The 24,966-nt window shown below is 63.2% G+C and carries 19 protein-coding genes; 8 read left to right on the forward strand and 11 right to left on the reverse strand.

Annotated elements, in window-relative coordinates:
- Positions 1-73 precede the first annotated feature (73 nt).
- A complete protein-coding gene (locus tag IWW33_RS10355; RefSeq protein ID WP_174141065.1) occupies positions 74-1,501 on the forward strand; it encodes a mechanosensitive ion channel family protein in 1,428 nt (475 codons plus the stop codon).
- Between the two features lie 161 nt (positions 1,502-1,662).
- Here the strand turns inward: IWW33_RS10355 and IWW33_RS10360 are convergent, their stop codons facing one another.
- Both IWW33_RS10360 and IWW33_RS10365 read right to left on the reverse strand, forming a co-directional pair.
- Complete coding sequence (locus IWW33_RS10360) at positions 1,663-2,949, reverse strand: FAD-binding oxidoreductase (protein WP_046786896.1); 1,287 nt, start codon at positions 2,947-2,949, stop codon at positions 1,663-1,665.
- Positions 2,950-3,090: 141 nt separating this feature from the next.
- The gene (locus IWW33_RS10365) at positions 3,091-4,581 is read right to left on the reverse strand and encodes an aldehyde dehydrogenase family protein (RefSeq protein ID WP_039603927.1); all 1,491 of its coding nucleotides are present in this window, start codon (positions 4,579-4,581) and stop codon (positions 3,091-3,093) included.
- A gap of 135 nt (positions 4,582-4,716) precedes the next feature.
- On the opposite strand from IWW33_RS10365, the gene IWW33_RS10370 reads away from it, so the two are divergent.
- Both IWW33_RS10370 and IWW33_RS10375 read left to right on the forward strand, forming a co-directional pair.
- A complete protein-coding gene (locus IWW33_RS10370) occupies positions 4,717-5,607 on the forward strand; it encodes a LysR family transcriptional regulator (RefSeq protein ID WP_115273295.1) in 891 nt (296 codons plus the stop codon).
- A 191-nt stretch (positions 5,608-5,798) separates the two neighbouring features.
- Positions 5,799-7,193 (forward strand): VOC family protein, encoded by a 1,395-nt coding sequence (locus IWW33_RS10375; protein ID WP_115273294.1) that lies wholly within the window; start codon positions 5,799-5,801, stop codon positions 7,191-7,193.
- 87 nt (positions 7,194-7,280) lie between these two features.
- On the opposite strand, the gene IWW33_RS10380 is transcribed toward IWW33_RS10375, so the two are convergent.
- Together IWW33_RS10380 and IWW33_RS10385 are read right to left on the reverse strand one after the other, a co-directional pair.
- Positions 7,281-9,179 carry a methyl-accepting chemotaxis protein gene (locus IWW33_RS10380; RefSeq protein WP_125924388.1) on the reverse strand — a complete coding sequence of 633 codons (1,899 nt, stop codon included), beginning with the start codon at positions 9,177-9,179 and terminating at the stop codon, positions 7,281-7,283.
- 218 nt (positions 9,180-9,397) lie between these two features.
- On the reverse strand, positions 9,398-10,324 hold the full coding sequence (locus IWW33_RS10385) for a LysR substrate-binding domain-containing protein (RefSeq protein WP_174141066.1): 927 nt from the start codon (positions 10,322-10,324) through the stop codon (positions 9,398-9,400).
- Between the two features lie 150 nt (positions 10,325-10,474).
- Here IWW33_RS10385 and IWW33_RS10390 point away from each other — a divergent pair, with 150 nt between their 5' ends.
- Entirely contained in the window at positions 10,475-11,863 is a 1,389-nt protein-coding gene (locus IWW33_RS10390; protein ID WP_046786890.1) for a NorM family multidrug efflux MATE transporter, read from the forward strand.
- A 226-nt stretch (positions 11,864-12,089) separates the two neighbouring features.
- Here IWW33_RS10390 and IWW33_RS10395 read toward each other — a convergent pair whose 3' ends face one another.
- Positions 12,090-13,754 carry a GGDEF domain-containing phosphodiesterase gene (locus tag IWW33_RS10395; protein WP_115273291.1) on the reverse strand — a complete coding sequence of 555 codons (1,665 nt, stop codon included), beginning with the start codon at positions 13,752-13,754 and terminating at the stop codon, positions 12,090-12,092.
- 297 nt (positions 13,755-14,051) lie between these two features.
- On the opposite strand from IWW33_RS10395, the gene rep reads away from it, so the two are divergent.
- Complete coding sequence (gene rep / locus IWW33_RS10400; RefSeq protein ID WP_174141067.1) at positions 14,052-16,061, forward strand: DNA helicase Rep; 2,010 nt, start codon at positions 14,052-14,054, stop codon at positions 16,059-16,061.
- A 63-nt stretch (positions 16,062-16,124) separates the two neighbouring features.
- Positions 16,125-16,697 (forward strand): xanthine phosphoribosyltransferase, encoded by a 573-nt coding sequence (locus tag IWW33_RS10405; RefSeq protein WP_012312153.1) that lies wholly within the window; start codon positions 16,125-16,127, stop codon positions 16,695-16,697.
- Between the two features lie 114 nt (positions 16,698-16,811).
- On the opposite strand, the gene IWW33_RS10410 is transcribed toward IWW33_RS10405, so the two are convergent.
- The 5 genes from IWW33_RS10410 to dadA form a co-directional block, all read right to left on the reverse strand.
- The gene (locus IWW33_RS10410) at positions 16,812-18,671 is read right to left on the reverse strand and encodes an acetyl-CoA hydrolase/transferase family protein (RefSeq protein ID WP_174141068.1); all 1,860 of its coding nucleotides are present in this window, start codon (positions 18,669-18,671) and stop codon (positions 16,812-16,814) included.
- A 118-nt stretch (positions 18,672-18,789) separates the two neighbouring features.
- Positions 18,790-19,194: a c-type cytochrome gene (locus IWW33_RS10415; RefSeq protein ID WP_046787067.1), complete on the reverse strand. Its 405-nt coding sequence runs from the start codon at positions 19,192-19,194 to the stop codon at positions 18,790-18,792.
- Positions 19,195-19,348: 154 nt separating this feature from the next.
- Entirely contained in the window at positions 19,349-19,897 is a 549-nt protein-coding gene (locus IWW33_RS10420; RefSeq protein WP_174141069.1) for a cupin domain-containing protein, read from the reverse strand.
- Positions 19,898-20,007: 110 nt separating this feature from the next.
- On the reverse strand, positions 20,008-21,081 hold the full coding sequence (gene alr, locus IWW33_RS10425) for an alanine racemase (RefSeq protein ID WP_174141070.1): 1,074 nt from the start codon (positions 21,079-21,081) through the stop codon (positions 20,008-20,010).
- A gap of 121 nt (positions 21,082-21,202) precedes the next feature.
- A complete protein-coding gene (gene dadA / locus IWW33_RS10430) occupies positions 21,203-22,504 on the reverse strand; it encodes a D-amino acid dehydrogenase (protein WP_046786885.1) in 1,302 nt (433 codons plus the stop codon).
- A gap of 153 nt (positions 22,505-22,657) precedes the next feature.
- On the opposite strand from dadA, the gene dadR reads away from it, so the two are divergent.
- A complete protein-coding gene (gene dadR / locus IWW33_RS10435; RefSeq protein ID WP_003258963.1) occupies positions 22,658-23,146 on the forward strand; it encodes a transcriptional regulator DadR in 489 nt (162 codons plus the stop codon).
- Between the two features lie 2 nt (positions 23,147-23,148).
- On the opposite strand, the gene IWW33_RS10440 is transcribed toward dadR, so the two are convergent.
- Positions 23,149-23,502, reverse strand: a complete 354-nt coding sequence (locus IWW33_RS10440) for a YkgJ family cysteine cluster protein (protein WP_174141071.1) — start codon at positions 23,500-23,502, stop codon at positions 23,149-23,151.
- A gap of 132 nt (positions 23,503-23,634) precedes the next feature.
- On the opposite strand from IWW33_RS10440, the gene IWW33_RS10445 reads away from it, so the two are divergent.
- Positions 23,635-24,927: an FAD-binding oxidoreductase gene (locus IWW33_RS10445; RefSeq protein WP_174141072.1), complete on the forward strand. Its 1,293-nt coding sequence runs from the start codon at positions 23,635-23,637 to the stop codon at positions 24,925-24,927.
- Positions 24,928-24,966: the final 39 nt, after the last annotated feature.

Below are 24,966 nucleotides of genomic sequence, written 5' to 3' on the forward strand. Positions count from 1 at the left end.
GATCGCCCCATTGCCTGCCACCTCAACCTGCTCTATTACTACGCACAACTCTCCTCACCCCCCCGAGACATCCATGCTGGCGTTCATCCAGTCGTCCCCGTTGTTGCTCGGCACAATCCTGATCCTGCTCGACCTCGTGCTCTGGCAACTGATCCCCCCACAGCGCCGGGCCTGGCGCATCGGCACGCGGTTGTTGACGTTCGTGCTGTTCAGCTGGGTACTGGTGGCCGCCGGCATGAGCCCGCTGCAGCCGCCGCCCTGGGTCGACGATGTGTCGCGCAACCTGATGGCCACGGTACTGGCGATCGGCTGGTGGCTGTTTGGCGCGCGTACGGTGACGGTGGTGTTCGGCCTGCTGCTGGTGGCGCGCGGCAGCCATGGCGGGCGGTTGCTGCAGGATGTGCTGGGGGCGTTGATCTTCCTCGCGGCCGTGGTGGCCGCTGCGGGCTATGTGATGCAGCTGCCGGTGAAGGGCCTGTTGGCCACCTCGGGGGTCATGGCCATCGTCATCGGCCTGGCGCTGCAAAGCACCTTGGCCGACGTGTTCAGTGGCATCGTGTTGAATACCACGCGGCCCTACCAGATCGGCGACTCGATCTCCATCGACGGTACCGAAGGCAAGGTGCTGGACATCGACTGGCGAGCAACGCGCCTGCTCACCGGCTCAGGCAGCCTGGCGGTGATCCCCAACTCGGTGGCGGCCAAGGCCAAGTTGCTCAACCACAGCCGCCCGGCCGATGTGCATGGGGTGTCGGTCAGTGTGGTGGTGCCGGCCAAAGTGCGGCCTAAACGGGTGTTCGATGCGCTGGAAAAGGCGTTGCAGGGCACCAGCGCCATTCTTGCCTCACCCAAGCCGAAGGTGACGGTGAAGGTCTCCACCCTGGAGTCGGTGGAATACGAAGCCAGCGGCTTTGTCGCCGACATGGGCGGCAAGACCGAGGCGCGCAACCAGCTGTTTGACCTTGCACATCGGCACCTGGAGGCCAGTGGCGTGATGTGGAACGTTGACCTGGCCATGCCGCCGCGCAGCCGTCAGCGTGAAGTGCTGGACGAGGTACGGGTGTTCCGTTCGCTGACTGACGAGGAGCGCGATGCCTTGAGCCAGCGCATGACTGCCGTCGAGTACCTGGCAGACCAAGTGATTCTGGGCGTTGGCGAGCATTCCGATCATTTGCTGGTGATCGGTAGCGGGGTGGTTTCGGCGGCGATACGCGATGGCGACAAGTTGCTGGAAGCCGGGCGCATGGGGCCGGGGGAAGTGCTGGGGATCGAGGGCATCATCGATGAGGATGACTCGTTTGCCGAATTCCGTACCCTGACCAGCTGCGTGCTGTATCGCATCGAAAAGGAGCAGGTGCGTAGCTGCCTGGTACAGCGCGGCGAGGTGCAGACGGCGTTGACCAAATTGCAACGGTTCCGACGGCAGAGCCGGGAGTCTTTGTTGCTGCAGAAGCCGACCTTGATCAAGAAAGGTGGCTTCCTCAGCTGGTTGCACAGATAAACTGATTTCCCGCACGGCCTTATTTGTAGGAGCGGCCTTGCGTCGCGAAAGGGCTGCATAGCAGCCCGGGCAATTGCTGCAGCGCCGCTGAATACCTGGGGCCGCTGCGCGCCCCTTTCGCGACGCAAGGCCGCTCCTACAGTCAGTGTCGTGGGACAACCTTACAGCACTACCCGCAAACACTGCCCCGCGTGGTACAGGGAGAACCCGGACTCGTAGAACGCCGTGCGCAACGACGGCGCACTCACCCCGGTCATCGGCGAGAACGGGATCGGCAGGCTATCCGCCTCACCCTTGAGCAGAAACTCGGCGAACGCCCGACCAATCACGGTGCCGGTGGTATTGCCCCGCCCGTTGTAGCCCGTCACCGCGACCAACCCGGGCGCCGGCTCGAACAGGCGCATCAGGTGGTCGGGGGTGAAGTCGATGCAGCCGGTCCAGTGCATCTCCCACTCGACCTTGCCCAGCTCCGGGTAGTAATGGCTCTGGATACGGTCAGCCCAACTGCGCACGAACCACGCAGGCTTGTTATCGACCCGTCCAAGGCTGCCGAGCAGCAGACGGCCTCGATCATCGCGGCGGATGCTGCTGAGCACCGTGCGGGTGTCCCACGAGCCCTGACCATGGGGCAGGACCTTGTCGGCTGCAGCGCCGTGCAGCGGTTTGGAGGCCACCTGATAGTAGTAACCGCGGAAAAACTGCTTTTGCAGGTTGCTCCAGTCGCCCTCGGTGTACGCGCCGGTGGAGATCACGACCTTGTCGGCGCGCACCGAACCGCGTGCAGTCTTGACCCGCCAGGCATCGCCGTCGCGCTCCAGGCCTTCGACGGCCGATTGCTGGAACAGTTTGCCACCCAGGCGCGCAACCGCAGCGGCCAGGCCCTGTGTGTAACCCATGGGGTTGATGGTGCCGGCGCGGCGGTCTAGCAGCGCGGCGGAAATCTTGTCGGTGCCGCAGTATTCCTGGCACTGGGCGCCGGTCAGCAACTCCACATCGGCACCGCGGCGGCGCCACTGTTCATGGCGTGCTTCGAGGTCAGCGATGCCTGTGGCGTTGTGCGCCATGTGCAGGGTGCCTTTGTGCTGTGCCTGGCAGTCGATGCCAAGGCGCTCGATCATGGCGAACACTTCGCCAGGGGCCTCACCGAGCACTTTGTTCAGGCGGCTGCCCTGCTTCTGGCCTAGAGTCGCCTCGACATCGTCGGGGCGGATCCAGGTGCCTGCGTTGACCAGGCCGACGTTGCGCCCGGAGCCGCCGTGGCCGATCTTCCAGGCCTCCAGCAGGATCACCGACTTGCCCTGTTCGAGCAGGTGGATGGCCGCCGAAAGGCCGGTAATGCCGCCGCCGATGACGCAGACGTCGGCCTTGTGTTCACCGGCCAGAGCCTGGGCGGCGACGGTCGGTTGGCTGACGTGTTCCCACAAGCATTGTTGACGCAGTTCGGACATGGCCGGCTCCAGCGATATTGTTCTTGTTGGGGCTGCTGCGCAGCCCTGTCGCCGGCAAGCCAGCTCCCACAAGGATCGCACCGAACCCTGTGGGAGCCGGCTTGCCGGCGAACCGGGGGCAAAGCCCCCGGCCATGCAGCATCAGTCGAACACGATACCCTGCGCCAGCGGCAACTCGCGCGAGTAGTTCACGGTGTTGGTCTGGCGACGCATGTAGCCTTTCCAGGCATCGGAACCCGACTCACGACCACCGCCGGTTTCCTTCTCGCCACCGAAGGCACCGCCGATCTCGGCACCGCTGGTGCCGATGTTGACGTTGGCAATGCCGCAGTCGCTGCCCGAGGCGCTCTGGAAGCGCTCGGCCTCACGGATGTCAGTAGTGAAGATGCACGACGACAGGCCTTGTGGCACTTCGTTGTTCAGGCGCAGGGCCTCTTCGAAGTCATCGTAGGCCAGCACGTAGAGGATCGGCGCGAAGGTTTCATGGCGCACCACATCGCTCTGCGCGGGCATCTCGGCGATGGCCGGCGAAACGTAATAGGCGTTCGGGAACTGGTCGGCCAGCTGACGCTCGCCACCGAATACCTGGCCACCCTCGTCGCGGGCCTTGGCCAGCGCGCCCTGCATGGCATCGAACGACAGCTTGTCGATCAGCGGGCCCACCAGGTTGTCTTTGCGTGGGTCACCGATGCGCACTTTGCCGTAAGCCGCTTTGATGCGGGCAACCACTTCGTCCTTGATCGAGCGGTGCACGATAAGGCGGCGCAGGGTGGTGCAGCGCTGGCCGGCGGTGCCAACAGCGGAGAACAAGATGCCACGCACGGCCAGGTCCAGGTCGGCGCTCGGCGCCAGGATCATGGCGTTATTGCCGCCCAGTTCCAGGATGCTGCGGCCGAAACGGGCAGCAACGCGCGGGCCGACTTCACGGCCCATGCGGGTGCTGCCAGTAGCGCTGACCAGCGGCACGCGCGGGTCATCCACCAGGGCTTCGCCGGCTTCGCGGCCACCGATGACCAGCTGTGCCAGGCCAGCCGGGGCATCGCCAAAGGCTTTCAGGGCTTTTTCGAACAGCGCCTGGCATGCCAGCGCGGTCAGCGGGGTCTTCTCGGAAGGCTTCCATACCACCGAGTTACCGGCCACCAGGGCCAGCGCGGTGTTCCAGGCCCATACGGCAACCGGGAAGTTGAAGGCGCTGATCACGCCGACCACGCCCAGCGGGTGCCAGCTTTCACGCATGTGGTGGCCAGGGCGCTCGGACGCGATGGTCAGGCCGTACAGCTGACGTGACAGGCCAACGGCGAAATCGCAGATGTCGATCATTTCCTGGACTTCCCCCAGGCCTTCCTGAGTGATCTTGCCAGCTTCGATCGACACCAGTTCGCCCAGGTCGGCCTTGTGTTCACGCAGCACTTCACCGAACAGGCGCACCAGTTCGCCACGGCGCGGGGCCGGCACGCTGCGCCAGGCTTCGAAGGCACTCTGCGCCTGGTCGATGCGGGCGGTGGTCTCGGCCTTGCCAAGCAGTTTCACCGAGGCGATCTGGCTACCGTCGATCGGGGTGTGAACAGGGTAGTCGCCCTGGGTGTAAGCCGTGGCGGCAACGCCAAGGCGCTCGAGCAATCCAGCAACCATTGTGCTTCTCCTACATCGGGTGATGGGGTGGAAAAATGATGTGGATCAGTATTAATCCGATCACACCAGTGCAACAAACGACCTTTATTCCGCATATCATTCCGTCAGGTAATGATTTGAGCCGCAGAGACCGCTATGTCCAAACGCCTGGTGCCTTCCATGACCGCCCTGCAGTGCTTCGAAGCTGCAGCCCGCCACCTGAGCTTCACCCGTGCCGCCGAAGAGCTGCACCTGACCCAGAGCGCGGTCAGCAAGCAGGTCGCACAGCTCGAAGAAATGCTGCGCCACCACCTGTTCCTGCGTATCCGCCGGCGCTTGCAATTGACCCCCGCCGGCAGCCTGTACCTGGCCGAGGTCAACAAGATTCTCACGCAGGTGGACATGTCCAGCCGCTATGTCCTGACCTATGGCGAGCAGACCGAGATATTGAAGGTAGCCACTCAACCGAGTTTTGGCGTGCGCTGGTTGATCCCGCACCTCAAGGGCTTCGGCAAGCGCCACACGAACATCCACCTGGACATCCGTAACGAGATGGAGCCGTTTGCCTTGCTGCAGGGATCGGCGGATGTGGTGTTTTTCTATGGGCAAGGCACCTGGCCGGGGGCAACCTGCATCGAGCTGTTCCGCGAGGAGGTGGTGCCGGTGTGTGCGCCGGAGCTGCTGGCCGGGCGCACGCTGGGCGATGCTGCGGAACTGGCCGACCTGGTGCTGCTGCAAAGCACGTCGCGGCCGGAGGCCTGGCATGAGTGGTTCTTGGAGCTGGGTTTGCAGAGCGTCAGCGCCTATCACGGGCCGCGCTTCGATACGTTCTATATGGCGTTGAGCGCAGCGCAGGCCGGGTGCGGGGTGGCGCTGGTGCCACGCTATCTGGCGGCGAAGGAATTGAGCGAGGGTAGCCTGGTCATTCCTTGGAATCATGCGATGAACAGTGCCGGGGCGCATTACCTGGCGTATGCCGAGCATGCGGCGGAGGTGCCCAAGGTGCGGGCATTGGTGGAATGGATTCATGAGCAGCTTCAGGCTTGAGATTGCCGGGGCCGCTTTGCGGCCCATTCGCGACACAAGGCCGCTCCTACAAACAGCAGGAGCGGCCTTGTGTCGCGAATGGCCCTGAAGATCGATCAAAAAAGGAATGACACAGCCACTTTTTTTCGCTTGTGGCCATAGTGCATTCCCAGCTTTCATGTAAGCGTCCGAACCCAACCAGGAAGCTAGCGATGCCCGCCCACGATTTCGTCAGCCCCGACAGCATCCGCGCGCAGTTCTCTGCCGCCATGTCGCTCATGTACAAACAGGAAGTGCCGCTGTACGGCACGCTGCTGGAGCTGGTGAGCGAAATCAACCAGCAGGTCATGGCCCAGCAGCCAGAGGTGGCCCAGGCCCTGCGCTGGACCGGCGAGGTCGAGCGCCTGGACCAGGAGCGCCACGGCGCCATACGCGTCGGCACAGCACAAGAGCTGGCCACCATCGCCCGGTTGTTCGCGGTCATGGGCATGCAACCGGTCGGGTATTACGACCTCAGCAGCGCCGGCGTGCCTGTGCACTCCACTGCGTTTCGCGCCGTGCACGAACAGGCACTGCACATCAGCCCGTTCCGCGTATTCACCTCACTGCTGCGCCTGGAGCTGATCGACAATCCCGCACTGCGTGAGTTGGCACAGACCCTCCTGGCCAAGCGCAAGATTTTCACCGCCCGCGCCCTTGAGCTGATCGCCCAGTGCGAGCGCGATGGCGGCCTGAACGCGGCCGACGCCGAAGCGTTCGTGCAGCAAGCCCTGCATACCTTCCGCTGGCACCAGGATGCCACGGTCACCGCCGAGCAGTACCAGCAGTTGCACGACCAGCACCGCCTGATCGCTGACGTGGTGGCGTTCAAGGGGCCGCACATCAATCACCTGACCCCGCGCACCCTGGACATCGATGCGATCCAGTTGGGCATGCCGGCCAAGGGTATCCCGCCCAAAGCCGTTGTCGAAGGCCCGCCCACTCGCCGCCACCCGATCCTGCTACGCCAGACCAGCTTCAAGGCACTGCAGGAGAAGGTTGCGTTCAGTGACCAACACGGTAGCGAAGGCAGCCACACCGCACGTTTCGGCGAGATCGAGCAGCGCGGCGCGGCACTCACGCCCAAAGGCCGGCAGCTGTATGACAAGCTGCTCGACGCTACCCGTGCGGCCTTGGGCGGTGCACCGGCCGAGGCCAATGCCGAGCGCTACATGGCACTGCTAAAAGAGCAGTTTGCCGAGTTCCCGGATGACCTGGCGCAGATGCGTGAGCAAGGGCTGGCGTACTTCCGCTATTTCGCGACCGAAAAGGGCCTGGCTGCACGCGAGCAGGCTGATCGCCCGACCACTTTGGAGGGTTTGATCGAGGCGGGCCATGTGCACTTCGAGGCGCTGGTCTACGAGGACTTCCTGCCGGTGAGTGCCGCGGGGATCTTCCAGTCCAACCTGGGTGACGATGCCCAGGCGGAGTATGGCAGCAACGCCAACCGCGAGGCCTTCGAGGCGGCGTTGGGGCTACAGGTGCAGGATGAGCTGGCGTTGTATGCGCAGAGTGAGAAACGCTCGTTGCAGGCTTGTGCGCAGGCGTTGAACCTGGCGTTGGGGTAAGGGTCAGGATTGTTGGGGGCGCCTTGCGCCCCTTTCGCGACACGAGGCCGCTCCTACCGGGGGGGTGTAGCAGCGGCCCCTGGGGTTTCAACGAAACCGATCGACTTCCTGGCGCAACTGCGCCGCCAGCCCTTCCAGCTCTTTGGCGGTAAAGGCCAGCTCATTGGCCACGTCACGCTGTTCGCTGTTGGCCTGGGCAATGCTCTGCAGGTTGCGGCTGAGCACGGTTGCGGTGCTGCTTTGTTCCTGGGTGGCAGTGCTGATCACGGTAAACTGCTCACCCGCGACGCGGCTTTGCTCGTCAATACGCGCCAGCGCCTCGGCCACCTTGTCGTTGCGTGCCAGGCCTTCCTGCATCAACTGATTGCCCTGCTCCAGGGTGCTGATGGCATGGCCGGTCTGCTGCTGGATACTGGCGATCATCACGGAGATTTCATCGGTCGCTTGACGCGTACGGGCTGCCAGGCCACGTACCTCGTCAGCCACCACGGCAAATCCACGGCCCTGCTCCCCTGCGCGCGCCGCTTCGATGGCCGCGTTGAGCGCCAGCAGGTTGGTCTGTTCGGCAATGGCGGTAATCACCCCGACAATGCCGCCGATTTCCTGGGAGCGTGCACCCAGTGTGTCCATCACGGTTGCAGTGCCACCCAGTGCCTCGGCGATCTGGCGCAACGAACTCGACGCTTCATCCATCGCGCTACGGCCAATACGGGTCTGCTGGGCATTGTCACGGGCCATGCGCTCGGTGCCCGCCATGTTGTCAGCGATGTTCATCGAGGTGGCGCTGAACTCCTCTACCGCACCGGCCATGCTGGTGATTTCGCCGGACTGCTGGTCCATGCCTTCGCAGGCACCGGCCGACAGGCCAGACAGCGAGCGGGCGCGGCCGCTGACCTGCTCGGAGGCCCCGCGAATGTGTTCGACCATGGTCGCCAACGCTTCGCCCATCTTGTTGAAGCTGCGTGCCAGTTGGCCGATCTCGTCATGGCTGGTCACGGCCAGGCGGGCGCTCAGGTCGCCTGCGCCCAGCGCCTCGGCCTGGCGCACCAGGTCATCCAGCGGGCGCAACTTGCGGCGCAACAGCCACAGCGTGGCGGCCACTGCCAGCAACATCGCCAGCAAACTGCCGATGGCCAGGCGCAAGCCAACATCCCAGGTCACCGCGCGGATTTCTTCCAAGGGCATGCTGGCTACTACCGTCCAAGGGCCTTCGGCAAAGGGCGCAGAAGCGCTGTACAGAGGCTGGTCGGCATTGGCCGGGGGTACCAGCCACTTGCCCTGCTCGTCGCGCAAGGCCAGCGAGCCGGTATCGCCAATACGGAAGCGCTTGAGGTTGGCGAACTGCGCGTTCTGCGCGTCGGTATAGTCGAAGCCAACGAACAGCACCGCGATCACCCGCCCGCTGCCATCAGTCACCGGCACATAACGGGTCATGTAATTGCGCTCGAACAGCAGGGCACGGCCGACGTAGGTCTGCCCAGCCATCAGTTTCGCGTAGGCCGGGTGCTGGCGGTCGAGCTGGGTGCCGATGGCCCGGCTGCCATCCTGCTTTTTCAGGTTGGTGCTAATGCGTACAAAGTCGTCGCCGCTGCGTACGAACAGGGTCGCTACCCCTGCGGTCATCTGCTGAAATTCATCGACCTGCTGGAAGTCGTTGTTGAGCAGGTGATCACCCAGGTACAGCGCCGGTGTGGCCTGGCCGGCCACCTGCACGGTTTCTCCGGCATGCAGCGACAGCCCCGAAACGAAGCGGCGCTCGAACAGGCCGCTCAGGCGCTGGGTGTTGTCCTTGAGCGAACCGTGGAAGGTTTCAAGCTGATCGGCCAACAGTCGCGCTTCACTGGCCAGGTGTTCCTGGCGAGTGGTGAGGTTGGCGTCGTCCAGGGAACGCAGGGCGAACAGAGTACTGCCGGTGATCACCAGCGCCAGCACGATGGCGAGGGCGATACCAAGCTGCGAGGCGATTCGGGCACGCGGTTGAGACATGGGAAGCTCCTGGCAGGCGGCCCGGATCATCCTGATCACCCCGACCGACCGCTGTTGTCAACGGAGAATCGCGCCCTCTTCCGGGACGCTGGTGCAACTAGATCGGCGTCGCTGGCAAATACTTGAGTGTCGGACCCGGATATTCGCAAACGTTTTCTTCGTCTGCACCGCCCCACCTGTAGGAGCCGGCTTGCCGGCGACAGGGCCAGTGCAGGCAATCAAATAGCCGGCAGGATGTGCACAGCCGGCAAATTCACCGCCTGCGCCTCTTCCTGCAAAAACACGCTCAACCGCCGCAACCGCTCACCACCCGGCCGGGTCCGCGGCCACACCAGGTAATAATCCATGCCGCTGGGCACCGCCGTCGGCCATGGCAGGCTCAAACGACCATGCGCGACATCTTCGGCGACCATCAGCAGGTCACCCATGGATATCCCGTAGCCACGCGCCGCCGCGATCATCCCCAGTTCCAGCGTATCGAACACCTGCCCACCCTTGAGTGAAACAGTGTCTGCCAGCCCCATGCGCTCCAGCCATTCGCGCCAGTCACGCTTGTCGGGGGTCGGGTGCAGCAGTTCGATCCCGGCCAGCCGGCGTTCGTCCAAAGGGCCTTCCTTGAGCAGCTCGGGCGCGCCCACCGGGATCAGTAGCTCGGAAAACAGCCGGCGTACCTCCCAGTCCGGCGGAAAAACGCCGTCACTGAGCAATACCGCGCAGTCGAAAGGTTCCTGGTTGAAGTCCACGTGGTCGACGTCCATCCAGGCGCTGGTCAATTGCACTTCATTGCCCGGCTGCAAGTGCCGGAACTGGCTCAGGCGCGCCAGCAGCCAACGCATGGTCAGCGTCGACGGCGCCTTCATGCGCAATATGTCGTCCTCTCCGCGCAAGGTGTCGCACGCGCGCTCCAGCGCGGCAAAGCCCTCACGCACGCCGGGCAGCAGCACCCGCGCGGCTTCGGTCAATTGCAGGCTGCGGCCGCTGCGGATGAACAGGCGGCAGGCAAAGTGCTCCTCCAGGGTACGGATGTGTCGGCTGACCGCACTCTGGGTGATCGAAAGCTCCTGGCCGGCACGGGTGAACGAGCTGAGCCGGGCGGCGGCTTCGAATGCGCGCAGCGCATACAGCGCAGGCAGCTGACGGGACATATGGCACCTGCATACGGGGCAGAGAAGGAATGCGTAGAATCATATATGCATGAGTTCAACTCATGCCAATCATCGTTTTTATCCTTTTGTGCAAAGTTGACCGAAGCCTCAGAATCGTCCCTCGCTCACAGAGTCGGAAGGACCGCCCCCATGCACGTTGCGCCCACCACAGAACTCAAGGCTTTGCTGCGCCTGGCCGGGCCGCTGGTTGCCTCGCAGTTGGCGCACATGCTGATGGTGCTGACCGACACCCTGATGATGGCCCGCATCAGCCCCCAGGCGCTGGCCGGCGGCGGGCTGGGGGCGGCGAGCTATTCGTTCGTGTCGATCTTCTGCCTGGGGGTAATCGCCGCGGTCGGTACCTTGGTGGCGATCCGCAAGGGTGCCAATGACATCGAGGGCGCCACCCGGCTGGCGCAAAACGGTTTGTGGCTGGCCTGGGGGCTGGCGCTGGTGGCCGCACTGGCGCTGTGGAACCTGAAACCGGTGTTACTGCTGTTCGGCCAACAGCCTGAAAACGTTGCTGCGGCCACCGAGTTCCTTACCTTGTTGCCACTGGCGTTGCCGGGCTACCTGACTTTCATGGCCCTGCGCGGCTTCACCAGCGCCTTGGGCCGCTCGACCCCGGTGATGGTCATCAGCCTGGTCGGCACGGTGCTCAACTACCTGTTCAACGTCGCACTGATCGAAGGCATGTTCGGCCTGCCCAAGCTTGGCCTGATGGGCATCGGCCTGGTCACCGCCGTGGTGTCGATGGGCATGGCCATCGCGCTGGCCTTGTACATCCGCTGGCACCCGGCTTACGCGGCCTACCCACTGCGCAAGGGCCTGTCGCGCCCTTCGCTGCCAGCCTTGCGCGAGCTGTGGCGCCTGGGCTTGCCGATCGGGGGCACCTACATGGTAGAGGTCGGCCTGTTCGCCTTTGCCGCCCTGTGCATGGGGGTGCTTGGCAGCACCGAGCTTGCGGCCCACCAGATTGCCCTGCAGATCGTTTCGACCGCGTTCATGGTGCCGACCGGGCTCTCGTATGCAGTGACCATGCGGGTAGGGCTGTATTACGGTGCCGGCAACCTGCTGGCGGCGCGCAGTGCCGGGCGGGTAGGCATCAGCTTTGGCGCGCTGATCATGTTCGCCTTCGCGGCACTGTTCTGGCTGCGCCCGGAGATGCTGGTGAGCCTGTTCATCGATGGTGATGATCCGGCGTTTGCGCCGATCTACCAGTTGGCGGTGAGCTTGCTGATGGTGGCGGCGTGGTTCGAGCTGTTCGATGGCGTGCAGACCATAGCCATGGGCTCGATCCGTGGGTTGAAGGACGCCAAGACCACCTTCCTGATCGGGCTTTGCTGCTACTGGCTGGTCGGAGCGCCGAGTGCGTGGTTGCTGACCTTCAACCTGGGTGGCGGCGCGGTCGGTGTGTGGTGGGGCCTGGCGTTGGGGCTGGCGTGTGCTTCGGTGGCGCTGACCCTGGCCTTTGAATGGCGGATGAAGCGGATGCTGGGGAAAGCAGGTGTAACTGGAAAAGCGGTGATACCTGCATGATTGCCGGTGCTGTCTTGCACTGCTTGTAATCGATGGACTCGCCCCCGCCGAGGCATCACAGTGCCACGGTGGCGTTCTAAGAAGCCAACGGCAGCGAGGGCGAGTCCATGAAAAAGCATAGTTCGAGCACGATTCCCTGTCTTCCACTGATGTGGAGCTTTGCACAACCATCTGCGTAGGAGCGGCCTTGCGTCGCGAAAGGAGGGCAAAGCCCTCCCCTACAGCTTCAAAGACTCACCACCTGAGCCGGGGTGCTTCTCGACAGATATTCCACCAGCTCATCCACCGGCAGTGGCTTGCTGACCAGAAACCCCTGCACCTGGTCACAGCCAAACTCACGTAGCAAAGCCATCTGCTCAGGGCTTTCAACGCCCTCGGCCACCACCTCGAGGTTGAGGTTGTGCGCCAGGTTGATCATCGCGTGCACCAGCTTGCGGTTTTCCTCGCGCATCTCCATTTCGGCGACAAAGCTGCGATCGACCTTCAGCAAGGTGATCGGCAGGCTGTTCAGGTGCACGAAGGATGAGAAGCCGGTCCCGAAGTCGTCGAGCGAGAAGCGTACGCCCAGGCGCCCCAGGGCATCCATGGTCTGGCGGACCAGCTCATTGCGGCGCATCACCGCCGTCTCGGTCAGCTCGAACTCCAGCCAGCGGGCATCGACGCCATGCTCGATGATCAGCCGGCTCAGGGTGGCCAGCAGCTGGCTGTCCTGGAACTGGCGAAAGCTCAGGTTGACCGCCATGTGCAGTGGTGCCAGGCCGCTCTCGCGCAAGGCCTGCATGTCACGCAGGGCACGGGAGATAACCCAGTAGCCCAACGGTACGATCAGCCCGCTCTGCTCGGCCAGCGGCACGAACTCGCTCGGCGGCAACAGGCCGCGCTCGGTATGACGCCAGCGCACCAGCGCCTCCAGGCCGACGATGCTGCCATCGGCCAGGTTCAGTCGCGGCTGGTAGTGCAGCTCCAGTTCATCACGGCGCAGGGCCCTGCGCAGTTCGCCTTCCAGGTCGGCAAGGCTGCGGGCGTTGCGGTTGATCCGCTCATTGAACACATGAAAGGTACAGCCCTGGCTGCTCTTGGCCTGGCGCATGGCGATGTGCGCATGCCACATCAACGGGTCGGCGCCACTTTGCGCGCGGGCGTGGGCCAGGCCCAGGCTGCAGCCAAGCAACAGGCTTTCGCCGTCGATCCAGTAAGGCTCGGCCAGGGCTTCGACGATGCGTTCAGCGATGCGCTCGGCCCGGCCGGTGTCGCGACGGGTGTCGATCAGCAGGGCAAATTCATCACTGCCCAGGCGCGCCAGCTGGTCGCCGGCCTCCAGTTGCTGCTTCAGGCGTGACACCACCTGCAGGATCAGCCGGTCGCCACCCTGGTGGCCGAGGGCATCGTTGACATGACGAAAGTTGTCCAGGTCCAGGTGCCCGAGGGCTACCCCGCGCCCGTCATTCTCAGCCAGCCGTGCCGTCAACAGGGCCTGAAAACCCTGGCGGTTGGCGATACCGGTCAGCGGGTCCTGCTCGGCCAGGCGCTGCAAGGTGGCCACCAGCACGCCACGTTCGCGCACGTGGCGCAGCGAACGGCGCAGCGCATCGGCATTGAGCTGGCTGCGCACCAGCCAGTCGCTGACGCCCGTGGGTGGGGCCACCGGCTCATCGTCGAGCAACAGGATGGTTGGCAGCTCGCAGCGCCCCGGCGCGGGTTGCAGGGCCTGGGTGGCCAGGATCACGGCCTGGCGGTCTTGGCTGAACAGGCTGTCGACTGCTGCCCAGTTGGGCGCAGTCAGCAGTACCGCCGCACCGTTCAGCGGCAGCAGGCATTCGCGCAACACGGCGGCCCATTCCGGCTCATCAGCCAACAACAGCAAACGCAAAGGTTCGACAGGCGTGGACAAGCGGGCTCCTTAAAGCGGGGACGGTGGCACGAGGGAGGCCGGGTATGCTACTGCAGAAATGAAAATGATTTTCACTTTTAGACATATCCTTGCCCACAGCGCGTCCCGACACATTTTGACGTGCATCCTGCTCGAAAGTGGTTAAACCAGCAAATACGATTTTTTCCATGAATAGCATGAGCCTGACTAATGCTATGCGCGATACAAAGTCTGACTCAGACGTCAGACGGTCGCGCCACAATGGCCCCATGCCTGTTAGAATGCGCGGCTATTTTCTGGCGACCCCCGGTTTCTAGCATGTCCCGACTCAATCCCAGGCAACAGGAAGCCCGTGACTACGTCGGCGGCCCTCTTTTGGTGCTCGCCGGTGCAGGCTCCGGCAAGACCAGCGTGATCACGCGCAAGATTGCCCACCTGATCCAGAACTGCGGCATCCGTGCTCAGTACATCGTCGCGATGACCTTCACCAACAAGGCTGCGCGCGAGATGAAGGAGCGGGTCGCCACCCTGCTGCGCCCGGGGGAAGGCCGGGGCCTGACGGTATGTACCTTCCACAACCTGGGCCTGAACATCATCCGCAAGGAGCACGACAAGCTGGGCTACAAGCCGGGCTTTTCGATCTTCGACGAATCCGACATCAAGGCGCTGCTGTCGGACATCATGCAGAAGGAATACTCCGGCGACGACGGCATCGACGAGATCAAGAACATGATCGGTGCCTGGAAGAACGACCTGATTCTGCCCGCCGAAGCCCTGGAAAAAGCGCGAAACCCGCGCGAGCAGACCGCCGCCATCGTCTATACCCACTACCAGCGCACGCTCAAGGCGTTCAACGCGGTGGACTTCGACGACCTGATCCTGCAGCCGGTCAAGCTGTTCCAGGAGCACCCCGAAGTGCTTGAGCGCTGGCAGAACCGCGTGCGCTACCTGCTGGTGGACGAATACCAGGACACCAACGCCAGCCAGTACCTGCTGGTGAAAATGCTGATCGGCATGCGCAACCAGTTCACCGTGGTAGGTGACGATGACCAGTCGATCTACGCCTGGCGTGGTGCGCGCCCCGAGAACCTGATGCTGCTCAAGGAGGATTACCCTTCCCTGAAAATCGTCATGCTCGAACAGAACTACCGCTCCACCAGCCGTATCCTGCGCTGCGCCAACGTGCTGATCGCCAACAACCCGCATGCGTTCGAGAAGCAGCTGTGGAGCGAGATGGGCGTGGGCGACGAGATCCGTGTGATCCGCTGCAAGAACGAGGAAGCCGAGGCCGAGCGTGTGGCCATGGAAATCCTCACCTTGCACCTGCGCACCAACCGCCCTTACAGCGACTTCGCCATCCTCTACCGCGGCAACTACCAGGCCAAGCTGATCGAGCTGAAACTGCAGCATCACCAGGTGCCGTATCGCCTGTCGGGCGGCAACAGCTTCTTCGGCCGTCAGGAGGTCAAGGACCTGATGGCCTACCTGCGCTTGCTGGTCAACCCGGATGACGACAACGCCTACCTGCGGGTGATCAACGTACCGCGCCGCGAGATCGGCTCGACCACCCTGGAAAAGCTCGGCAACTACGCCACCGAACGCGGCGTCTCGATGTATGCCGCCAGCGAGGAACTGGGCCTGGGCGAGCACCTGGACGCGCGTTATACCGAGCGTCTGCAGCGTTTCAAGCATTGGCTCGACGGCGTGCGCCACAAGGTCGCCCTGGAAGACCCGATCGCCGCGCTGCACGAGATGATCCGCGAAATCGACTACGAGAACTGGATCCGCCAGCAAACGGCCAGCGACAAGGCTGCTGAGTTCCGCATCAGCAACGTCTGGTTCCTGGTCGAAGCGCTGAAGAACACCCTCGAGAAGGACGAAGAGGGTGACATGACCATCGAGGACGCCATCGGCAAGCTGGTGCTGCGCGACATGCTCGAGCGCCAGCAGGAAGAGGAAGAAAACGCCGAGGGCGTGCAGATGATGACCCTGCATGCGTCCAAAGGCCTGGAATTCCCTTACGTATTCATCATGGGCATGGAGGAGGAAATCCTCCCCCACCGCTCGAGCATCGAAGCCGACACCATCGAAGAGGAACGCCGCCTGGCCTACGTGGGCATTACCCGCGCCCGTCAGACCCTGGCCTTCACCTTCGCTGCCAAACGCAAGCAGTACGGCGAAATCATCGACTGCACGCCCAGCCGGTTCCTCGACGAACTGCCCCCGGACGACCTGGCCTGGGAAGGCCTGGACGATGCGCCAGTGGAAGTCAAAGCCGCGCGTGGCAACAACGCACTGGCCGATATCCGGGCAATGCTCAAACGCTGATCAACCATTACTCTTTAACTCTGCCGCTCTTTGCGGCCACCTTTGCTACATCGGAGATACACAGTGGAAGCACTGCAGCAGAAGATTCGCGACGAAGGCATCGTGCTTTCCGATCAGGTTCTCAAAGTCGATGCGTTTCTCAACCACCAGATCGACCCTGCGCTGATGCAGCTGATCGGTGACGAGTTCGCCCGCCTTTACGCCGATGCCGGTGTGACCAAGATCGTCACCATCGAAGCCTCGGGTATTGCGCCGGCGGTGATGACTGGCCTGAAGCTGGGCGTTCCGGTGATCTTCGCGCGCAAGCATCAGTCCCTGACCCTGACCGAAAACCTGCTGACTGCGTCGGTGTATTCCTTCACCAAGCAGACCGAGAACACCGTGGCGATCTCGCCGCGCCATCTCAACAGCAGCGATCGCGTGCTGGTGATCGATGACTTCCTGGCCAACGGCAAAGCCTCGCAGGCGCTGATCTCGATCATCAAGCAGGCCGGTGCCACCGTGGCCGGCCTGGGTATCGTCATCGAGAAGTCGTTCCAGGGCGGCCGTGCCGAGCTGGACGGCCAGGGTTACCGCGTTGAATCGCTGGCCCGGGTGAAGTCGCTGGAAGGTGGCGTGGTCAGCTTCATCGAGTGACAGCCATTGGGGCCGCTATGCGGCCCATCGCGACGCAAGGCCGCCCCTACAGGACCACCGAGCTTCTGTAGGAGCGGCCTTGTGTCGCGATGGGCTGCAAAGCAGCCCCGGCAATCACCGCGTCGCCGCCAATCCTGCCAGTATCAACCGCTGATACAGCTCGTCTTTGAGCCCTCGTGGCTCATCCAGCTGCATGCGCGCCAACTGCGCCGCATACCCCTCCGGCCCCGGCGCATCCAGCGCTGCCTTGCCCAGCTCCAGCACCTCGCTCAACCTGAACTTGCTTTTGAGCCAGTTCAAAGCCCGCAACAAGTCCCGTTCCTCGGCCGTGAAATCAGTCCCCAACGGATACTCCGGGAACAGCCGCGCATGCCGTGCCCTGATTTGCTCAAGTCGCTCAGGCGTATTGTCGGTAAACCGCGCATCCAGCTGAAAGTCTTTTGCGAGCTTGCCGGCTTTCTTGGCCTGCTCGATCAGCTCGCCCTGGAACCTCGAATCACTGATCGCCAGCAGCCGTGCGATCACTTCGCTGTCGCTCTGCCCACGCAAGTCGGCGATGCCGTACTCGGTCACGACGATGTCGCGCAAGTGCCGGGGGATGGTGCAATGGCCGTAGGCCCAGAGCAGGTTTGAGCTGACCTCGCCTCCCGCCTCGCGCCAACTGCGCAGCAACAGGATGGATCGTCCACCCTCCAGCGCGTGCCCCTGTGCAACGAAGTTGTATTGCCCGCCCACGCCGCTGAGCACGCGGCCATCCTCCAGCTGGTCGGCTACACCCGCGCCGAGCAGGGTCATGGTGAACACTGTGTTTATGAAGCGGGCATCACGCCGCTGGCGGCGCTTCAGTTCTTCCTGGCCATACAGCTCGTTGATGAAGCTGATGCGCGTCATGGCAAACTGAGCGCGCTGCTCCAACGGCATCTCCCGCAAGCGTTGATAGAACGCCTGCGGGCCGAGGAAGAAGCCGCCGTGTACCAGCACGCCTTGCTCGTCAGCAGGGCGCCGCACCACCCCGGCTTCGGCGAGAGCCAGCAGGCCGTTGACGAACATCTCACTGCAACCGTAGAGGCCTTGGCCGAAAGCATCGAGCCCCCCTTCCCGCTCGATCAGGGTTTGCCATGGCCCTACATCCAGCTCACCCATCAGTGCCCGGTAACCAGAATTGTCGCCTTGGCGCGCCAGCAACGCAGCGGCCACGGCATCACCCATGGCGCCGATGCCGATCTGCAGGGTGCCGCCATCGCGCACCAGGGTACTGGCGTGCAGGCCGATGCAATGGTCCTGGGTGGTAACCGGCATGTTCGGTGTGGAGAACAGCCGACGTTGCTCCACCTGATCGATCAGCAGGTCGAACGCTTCCATGCCCAACTCCGAATCACCAGGCATGTAGGGCAGTTCGGCATGCACCTGCCCGAGCATGAGGATGGTTTCACCGGCCTCGCGGCGCTTGGCGATCATCGGCAGCAGGTCGAGGGTGATGTCGGGGTTGCAGGCCAGGCTCAAGTGCACCGGCTTTTCCGGCGTGGCGGCTACCAGTTGCGCAATCAGGTTGAGGCCCTTGGCGTTGATATCGCGGGCTGCGTGGCTGTAGTTGCTACTGACGTAGTCTTGCTGCGCGCAATCACTGTGCAGCAGGCCGCCGGGCTGCATGAAGAACTGCTCGACGCGGATGTTCGGCGGCAACTGGTCGTTGCGCAGGTCGGCGAGATAGGTGAGCTCCTGGTAATCGGCGAACACACGTTCGATGAAGGGCTCGAGCAAGCGCCGTTGCAAGCCGTCGCCCAAAGGTGGGCGGCCAAGCGACAAGGCCGTGTAGATCGTCAGCCGGCGCTCTGGCAGGTCACGCACCCGGGCGTACAACGCATTGACGAAGGCATTGGGTTTGCCAAGACCCAGCGGCAGGCCCATGTGGATATGCGCGGGCAAGCGCGACAAGACCTGCTCGACTGCCTGGTCGATGGAGCATAGGTGCATCGTGGCCTCCTGAATCTTCCGTGGGTTCAGGGGTTGGACATGAACCGGCGCGGGTTCGTTGCCTGCGCAAAGACAAAGCCCGCCATGCAAGGCGGGCTATTGGCAACTCAACCCAGGCTCAAAGCCCGGACATCTTCTGGATGGCCGCTTTGAGGTCTTCATCCGAACAATCGGCGCAGGTGCCCTTGGGGGGCATGGCGTTGATCCCGGTGATGGCCTTGGCCAGGATGCCGTCAAGGCCGCCCTGGTGATCGGCGCGCTCTTTCCAGGCGGCGGTGTCGCCAATTTTCGGCGCGCCGAGCAGGCCGCTGCCATGGCAGGCATTGCAATGCTTGGCGATGATTTCATCCGGTGTCTTGGCACCGCCACCGCCAGCCGAAGCGGCCACCTCCATGCCCTTGCATTCCTGGCCCTGGACGCACACTTGGCCAACCGGCTCAAGGCGTTTGGCAATGTCATCATTGGTCGCAGCGGTTGCGCTCATTGCCCAAAGGGCGAATACGGCTGCTGGTACGGCCAGCATCTTCTTGATTTGGTTCACGCGAACACCCTCATGGTGGCTAATCACGCCCGCGGCCACGGTAATGCGAGCGTTGAAAAGTATAGCGGGAACCCGGAAGCCGTGAAACGACCCTACTCAGGAAAGGGGTATTGCCGAATCAATGCACTGCGCTGGATCAAAAGTTCGACGGCGTTGCAGCACTGATCAGCCGCGCCGGCTCATCGAAAGGGTTGCGAAAACGGTGCGGGCGGGTGCTCTCGAAGTAGTAGCTGTCACCTTCTTCGAGGATGAAGGTCTCGGTGCCCACCACCAGTTCCAGCCGGCCTTCAAGGAGGATGCCGGTTTCTTCGCCATCGTGGGTGAGCATCTCGGCTCCGGTGTCGGCACCCGGCGGGTAGATCTCGGTCAGGAAGGCAATGGCACGGTTGGGATGCGACTTGCCCACCAGCTTCATGGTCACCGCACCGTCGGAAATGTCGATCAGTTCGTGGGCCTTGTAGACAATCTGGGCGTGGCTTTCAGCTTCCAGTTCCACGGAGAAAAACTCGACCATGGACATGGGAATACCGCTTAGCACCTTGCGCAGCGAGCTGATCGAGGGGCTCACACTGTTCTTCTCGATCATCGAGATGGTGCTGTTGGTCACGCCCGCACGCTTGGCGAGTTCACGCTGGGACAGGCCCTTGAGCTTGCGGATGGCTTGCAGTCGTTCGCCGACGTCCAAAGCTGGAGCCTCCTGAAACGGTGAGATGGCGGGGTGAATGTGAACGATATCATGGCAATGCCGTTCAGTATTTACAACACACCGCCCCTCAGGCTGTCCGCTTCAGCGTGTCATTCGCCGAAGTAGTCCAGCGGCACGCGTTTGAGGTTGCAGAAGATCTGGTAGGGGATGGTCCCTGCGTGCATGGCGACTTCACTGGCCAACACGTGCTTGCCCCACAGCTCGACCGGGCTGCCGATGGTCGCTTCGGGCACGTCGGTCAGGTCGATGCACAGCATGTCCATGGAAACGCGGCCAATCAGCTGGCAACGCTTGCCGGCGACCATCACCGGCGTACCGGTCGGGGCCTGGCGGGGGTAGCCATCGGCGTAGCCCATGGCAACCACGCCCACCCGGGTGGGGCGTTGGCTGATGAACTTGGCGCCATAGCCCACCGGCTCGCCAGCAGGCAACTCTCGCACGCTGATCACCCGCGATTGCAGGGTCATTACCGGCTGCAGGCGCTCGGCCTGGGCTTGCGCCACCTCGAACGGTGTTGCGCCATACAGCATGATGCCAGGGCGCACCCAGTCGCTGGGGGCATGCGGCCAGGCCAGCACGCCGGGCGAGTTGCGCAGGCTGCATTCGGCAGCCAAACCCTGCCGGGCGGCCTCGAACACGGCAATCTGTTGCGCAGTGGCGTCGGCATCCAGTTCGTCGGCACGGGCGAAATGGCTCATCAGCACGATGCGCGCAACCTTGCCGCTGGCCAGCAGGCGCTGGTAAGCCTCGTGATAGTCCTTGGGGTGCAGGCCGACACGGTGCATGCCGCTGTCGAGCTTGAGCCAGAGGGTCAATGGCTTGTGCACGGGCGTCTTTTCGATGGCCTCCAGCTGCCACAGCGAATGCACCACGCACCACAGGTCATGCTCGGCGATCAGCGAAAGCTCGCTGGCTTCGAAGAAACCTTCAAGCAGCAGCATCGGAGCCTTGATACCCGCCGCACGCAACTCCAGCGCCTCTTCGATACACGCAACGGCAAAGCCATCGGCTTCGGCTTCCAGCGCGAGGGCGCAACGCACGGCGCCGTGGCCGTAGGCGTCGGCCTTGATCACGGCGAGGGCCTTGGCGCCGGTCAGTTCACGGGCAAGGCGGTAGTTGTGGCGCAGGGCTTGGAGGTCGATCAGGGCACGGGCGGGACGCATGGCGGCAGCCTTATGGTGGTTCAGGTTGAAAACAGTGTTGGATTCATCGCCGGCAAGCCGGTTCCCACAGGGTCAGTGTAGGAGCCGCCGTACCAGCGATGAGGCCGGTATAGCAGGCCGATTACTGATGCACTGGCGCCGTATGGCCTTGCTTGGCGACTTCCCGGGTTTTGCCATACCGTGAAATATCCAGCCCTTCAGCGCTGATTTGCGGCTTTTTGCGCGCAATCAGGTCAGCCAGCAGGCGCCCGGAACCACAGGCCATGGTCCAACCCAGGGTACCGTGGCCGGTGTTGAGGAACAGGTTACGGAATGCGGTGCCACCCACAATCGGGGTTCCATCCGGGGTCGCCGGGCGCAGACCGGTCCAGAAACTGGCCTGGCTCAGGTCACCGCCGCGAGGATAAAGGTCGTTGACGATCATCTCCAGTGTTTCGCGCCGGCGCGGGTTAAGCGACAGGTCAAAACCGGCGATCTCAGCCATGCCACCGACACGGATACGGTTGTCGAAACGGGTGATGGCAACCTTGTAGGTCTCATCGAGAATGGTCGAGGTCGGCGCCATGTCGGCGTTGGTGATCGGCACGGTCAGCGAATAACCCTTGAGCGGGTACACCGGCGCCTTGATGCCCAGCGGTTTGAGCATCTGCGGCGAGTAGCTGCCCAGCGCCAGCACGTAGCGATCGGCGGTTTCCAGCTTGCCGTCGACCCATACGCCATTGATTCGGTCACCGGCGAAGTCCAGGCGCTGGATGTCCTGGCCAAAGCGGAACTCGACACCCAGCTTGAGGGCCATTTCTGCAAGCTTGGTGGTGAACAGCTGGCAGTCGCCGGTCTGGTCGTTGGGCAGGCGCAGGGCGCCGGCAAGAATGTCCTTGACCCCAGCCAGGGCCGGTTCGACGCGGGCAATGCCATCACGGTCCAGCAGCTCGTAGGGCACGCCCGACTGCTCGAGCACAGCGATATCCTTGGCAGCAGCATCAACCTGAGCCTGGGTGCGGAACAGCTGGGTAGTGCCCAAAGTGCGGCTTTCGTAAGCGATACCGGTTTCGGCGCGCAGTTCGTCGAGGCAATCGCGGCTGTACTCGGACAGGCGCACCATGCGCTCCTTGTTCACTGCATAGCGGCTGGCGGTGCAGTTGCGCAGCATCTGTGCCATCCACAGGTACTGGTCAACGTCGCCGGTCAGCTTGATAGCCAATGGCGCGTGGCGCTCCAGCAGCCACTTGATGGCTTTGAGCGGCACGCCTGGAGCAGCCCAGGGCGAGGCGTAGCCGGGCGAGATCTGACCTGCGTTGGCGAAGCTGGTTTCCATCGCCACCGCTGGCTGGCGATCGACCACAGTTACTTCAAAACCTTGCCGGGCCAGGTAATAGGCACTGGCGGTTCCGATTACACCGCTACCAAGTACCAGAACTCGCATCGTTGATCCCTCGCACGCGGCGCACCGCATTTTTGTTGATATGGCATGGATGCGCGCAGTATAAAAATTACAGCCCAGTGCAATTCACTATATAAAAGCCTATATTTGGCGAGAATTCTCGGCAAAATCGCCTTTCACGGAGGGGCATCCCCTATGAGAACCCAGCACCAGAGCAAGCGTGAACTGGACAAGATCGACCGCAACATCCTGCGGATCCTGCAGAATGACGGGCGCATTTCCTTCACCGAACTGGGCGAGAAAGTTGGGCTTTCCACCACCCCTTGCACCGAGCGCGTGCGCCGCCTGGAGCGTGAGGGCATCATCATGGGCTACAACGCCCGGCTCAACCCTCAGCACCTGAAGGGCAGCCTGCTGGTGTTCGTGGAAATCAGCCTGGACTACAAGTCGGGCGACACGTTCGAGGAGTTCCGCCGCGCGGTACTCAAGCTGCCACACGTGCTGGAATGCCACTTGGTGTCGGGCGATTTCGATTACCTGGTGAAGGCACGCATTTCGGAGATGGCCTCGTACCGCAAGCTGCTGGGCGACATCCTGCTCAAGCTGCCGCACGTGCGCGAGTCCAAGAGCTACATCGTGATGGAGGAGGTGAAGGAAAGCCTCTGCCTGCCGATCCCGGACTGACGCTAAACCAGCACCTGCCGGGTGGTGGCGATGAACCGGTGGACGAGCTGCTCGGCTTGCGGCTCGACCATCTGTTGCGGGCCACGGCCGCGTGGGCAGGCCATGCGCGGGGTGGTGCCGAACAGGCGGCAGATCATCGGCCTTTCTTCATACACGGTGCAGCCATTGGGCCCCAGGTGCACACAGTCCAGGCGCTGCAGCGCCGCATCCTGCTCAGCCTGCGACTTGCGCGGCAGACGGGCCATCTCTTCGGCTGACGTGGTAACCGGGCCACAACAGTCGTGGCAACCGGGCTCGCATTCGAAGGAAGGGATGAGTTCACGCAGGAACTGGATCTTGTGGCGGTTGCAGGACATGGCGAGGAATACATTGAAGATTGAGACTGAATTATAGGCCTCATCGCCGGCTTGCCGCGAATGAGGCCGGTTGCCCGACCCCGAAAGCCCGGCTTATCCTCCCACTTCTGTCTCGATACCCAGGACCCGCCAATGATCCACAGCGCGCAGCACGCCGCCTCCTACTACGCCGCCAGCAGCGCGCCACACCCCGATCACCCGTTCCTGCAAGGCGAGCACAGCGCCGACGTGTGCATCGTTGGCGGCGGCTATTCGGGCCTGAACACCGCCATCGAGCTGGCCGAACGCGGCCTGTCGGTGATCCTGCTGGAAGCGCGCAAGCTCGGCTGGGGGGCCAGCGGGCGCAATGGCGGCCAGCTTATCCGGGGCGTCGGTCACGGCCTGGAGCAGTTCCTTGCGGTGATCGGTGAAGAAGGCGTACGCAGCATGAAGCTGATGGGCCTGGAAGCCGTGGACATCGTCCGTGAGCGGGTCGAGCGCCACGCCATCGCCTGCGACCTGGCCTGGGGTTACTGCGACCTGGCCAACAAGCCCGGCGAGCTGCAAGGCTTCGCCGAAGACGCCGATGAACTGCGCAGCCTGGGCTACCGTCACGAACTGCGCCTGGTGCATAAAGACGATATCCACAGCGTGGTCGGCTCCGACCGTTATGTCGGCGGCCTGATCGACATGGGCTCAGGGCACCTGCACCCGCTCAACCTGGCGCTTGGCGAAGCGGCCGTGGCCAGCCGCCTTGGTGTGCAGCTATACGAGCAATCGGAGGTCAGCCGCATCGAGTACGGCCCCGAAGTGAAGGTGCACACCGCCCAAGGCCGGGTGCGCGCCAAAACCCTGGTGCTGTGCTGCAACGCCTATCACAACGGCCTCAACCGCGAATTGGGCGGCAAAGTGCTGCCAGCCGGCAGCTACATCATCGCCACCGAACCGCTGGGTGAGGAACGCGCGCGCCAATTGCTGCCGCAGAACATGGCGGTGTGCGACCAGCGCGTGGCGCTGGACTACTATCGCCTGTCCGCCGACCACCGTCTGCTGTTCGGCGGTGCCTGCCATTACTCCGGGCGCGACCCACAGGACATTGCCGCCTACATGCGGCCGAAGATGCTCAAGGTGTTCCCGCAACTGGCCGATGTGCGCATCGATTACCAGTGGGGTGGGATGATCGGCATCGGCGCCAACCGCCTGCCACAGGTCGGCCGCCTGGCCAGCCAGCCGAATGTTTATTACGCCCAGGCCTACTCTGGCCATGGGCTCAACGCCACTCACCTGGCAGCGCGCCTGCTGGGTGAAGCCATCAGCGGCCAGCAAAGCGGGCGCTTCGACCTGTTCGCCAAGGTGCCACACATCACCTTCCCTGGCGGCAAACACCTGCGCTCGCCGCTGCTGGCGTTGGGGATGTTGTGGCACAGGCTCAAAGAGCTGACTTGAGACCTGAACGGTCCTGCATGGACCGCGCAGTGTCATGTT

The organism is Pseudomonas sp. M2, assembly GCF_015751845.1.
In the GTDB taxonomy this organism is placed as follows: Bacteria; Pseudomonadota; Gammaproteobacteria; order Pseudomonadales; family Pseudomonadaceae; genus Aquipseudomonas; species Aquipseudomonas putida_E.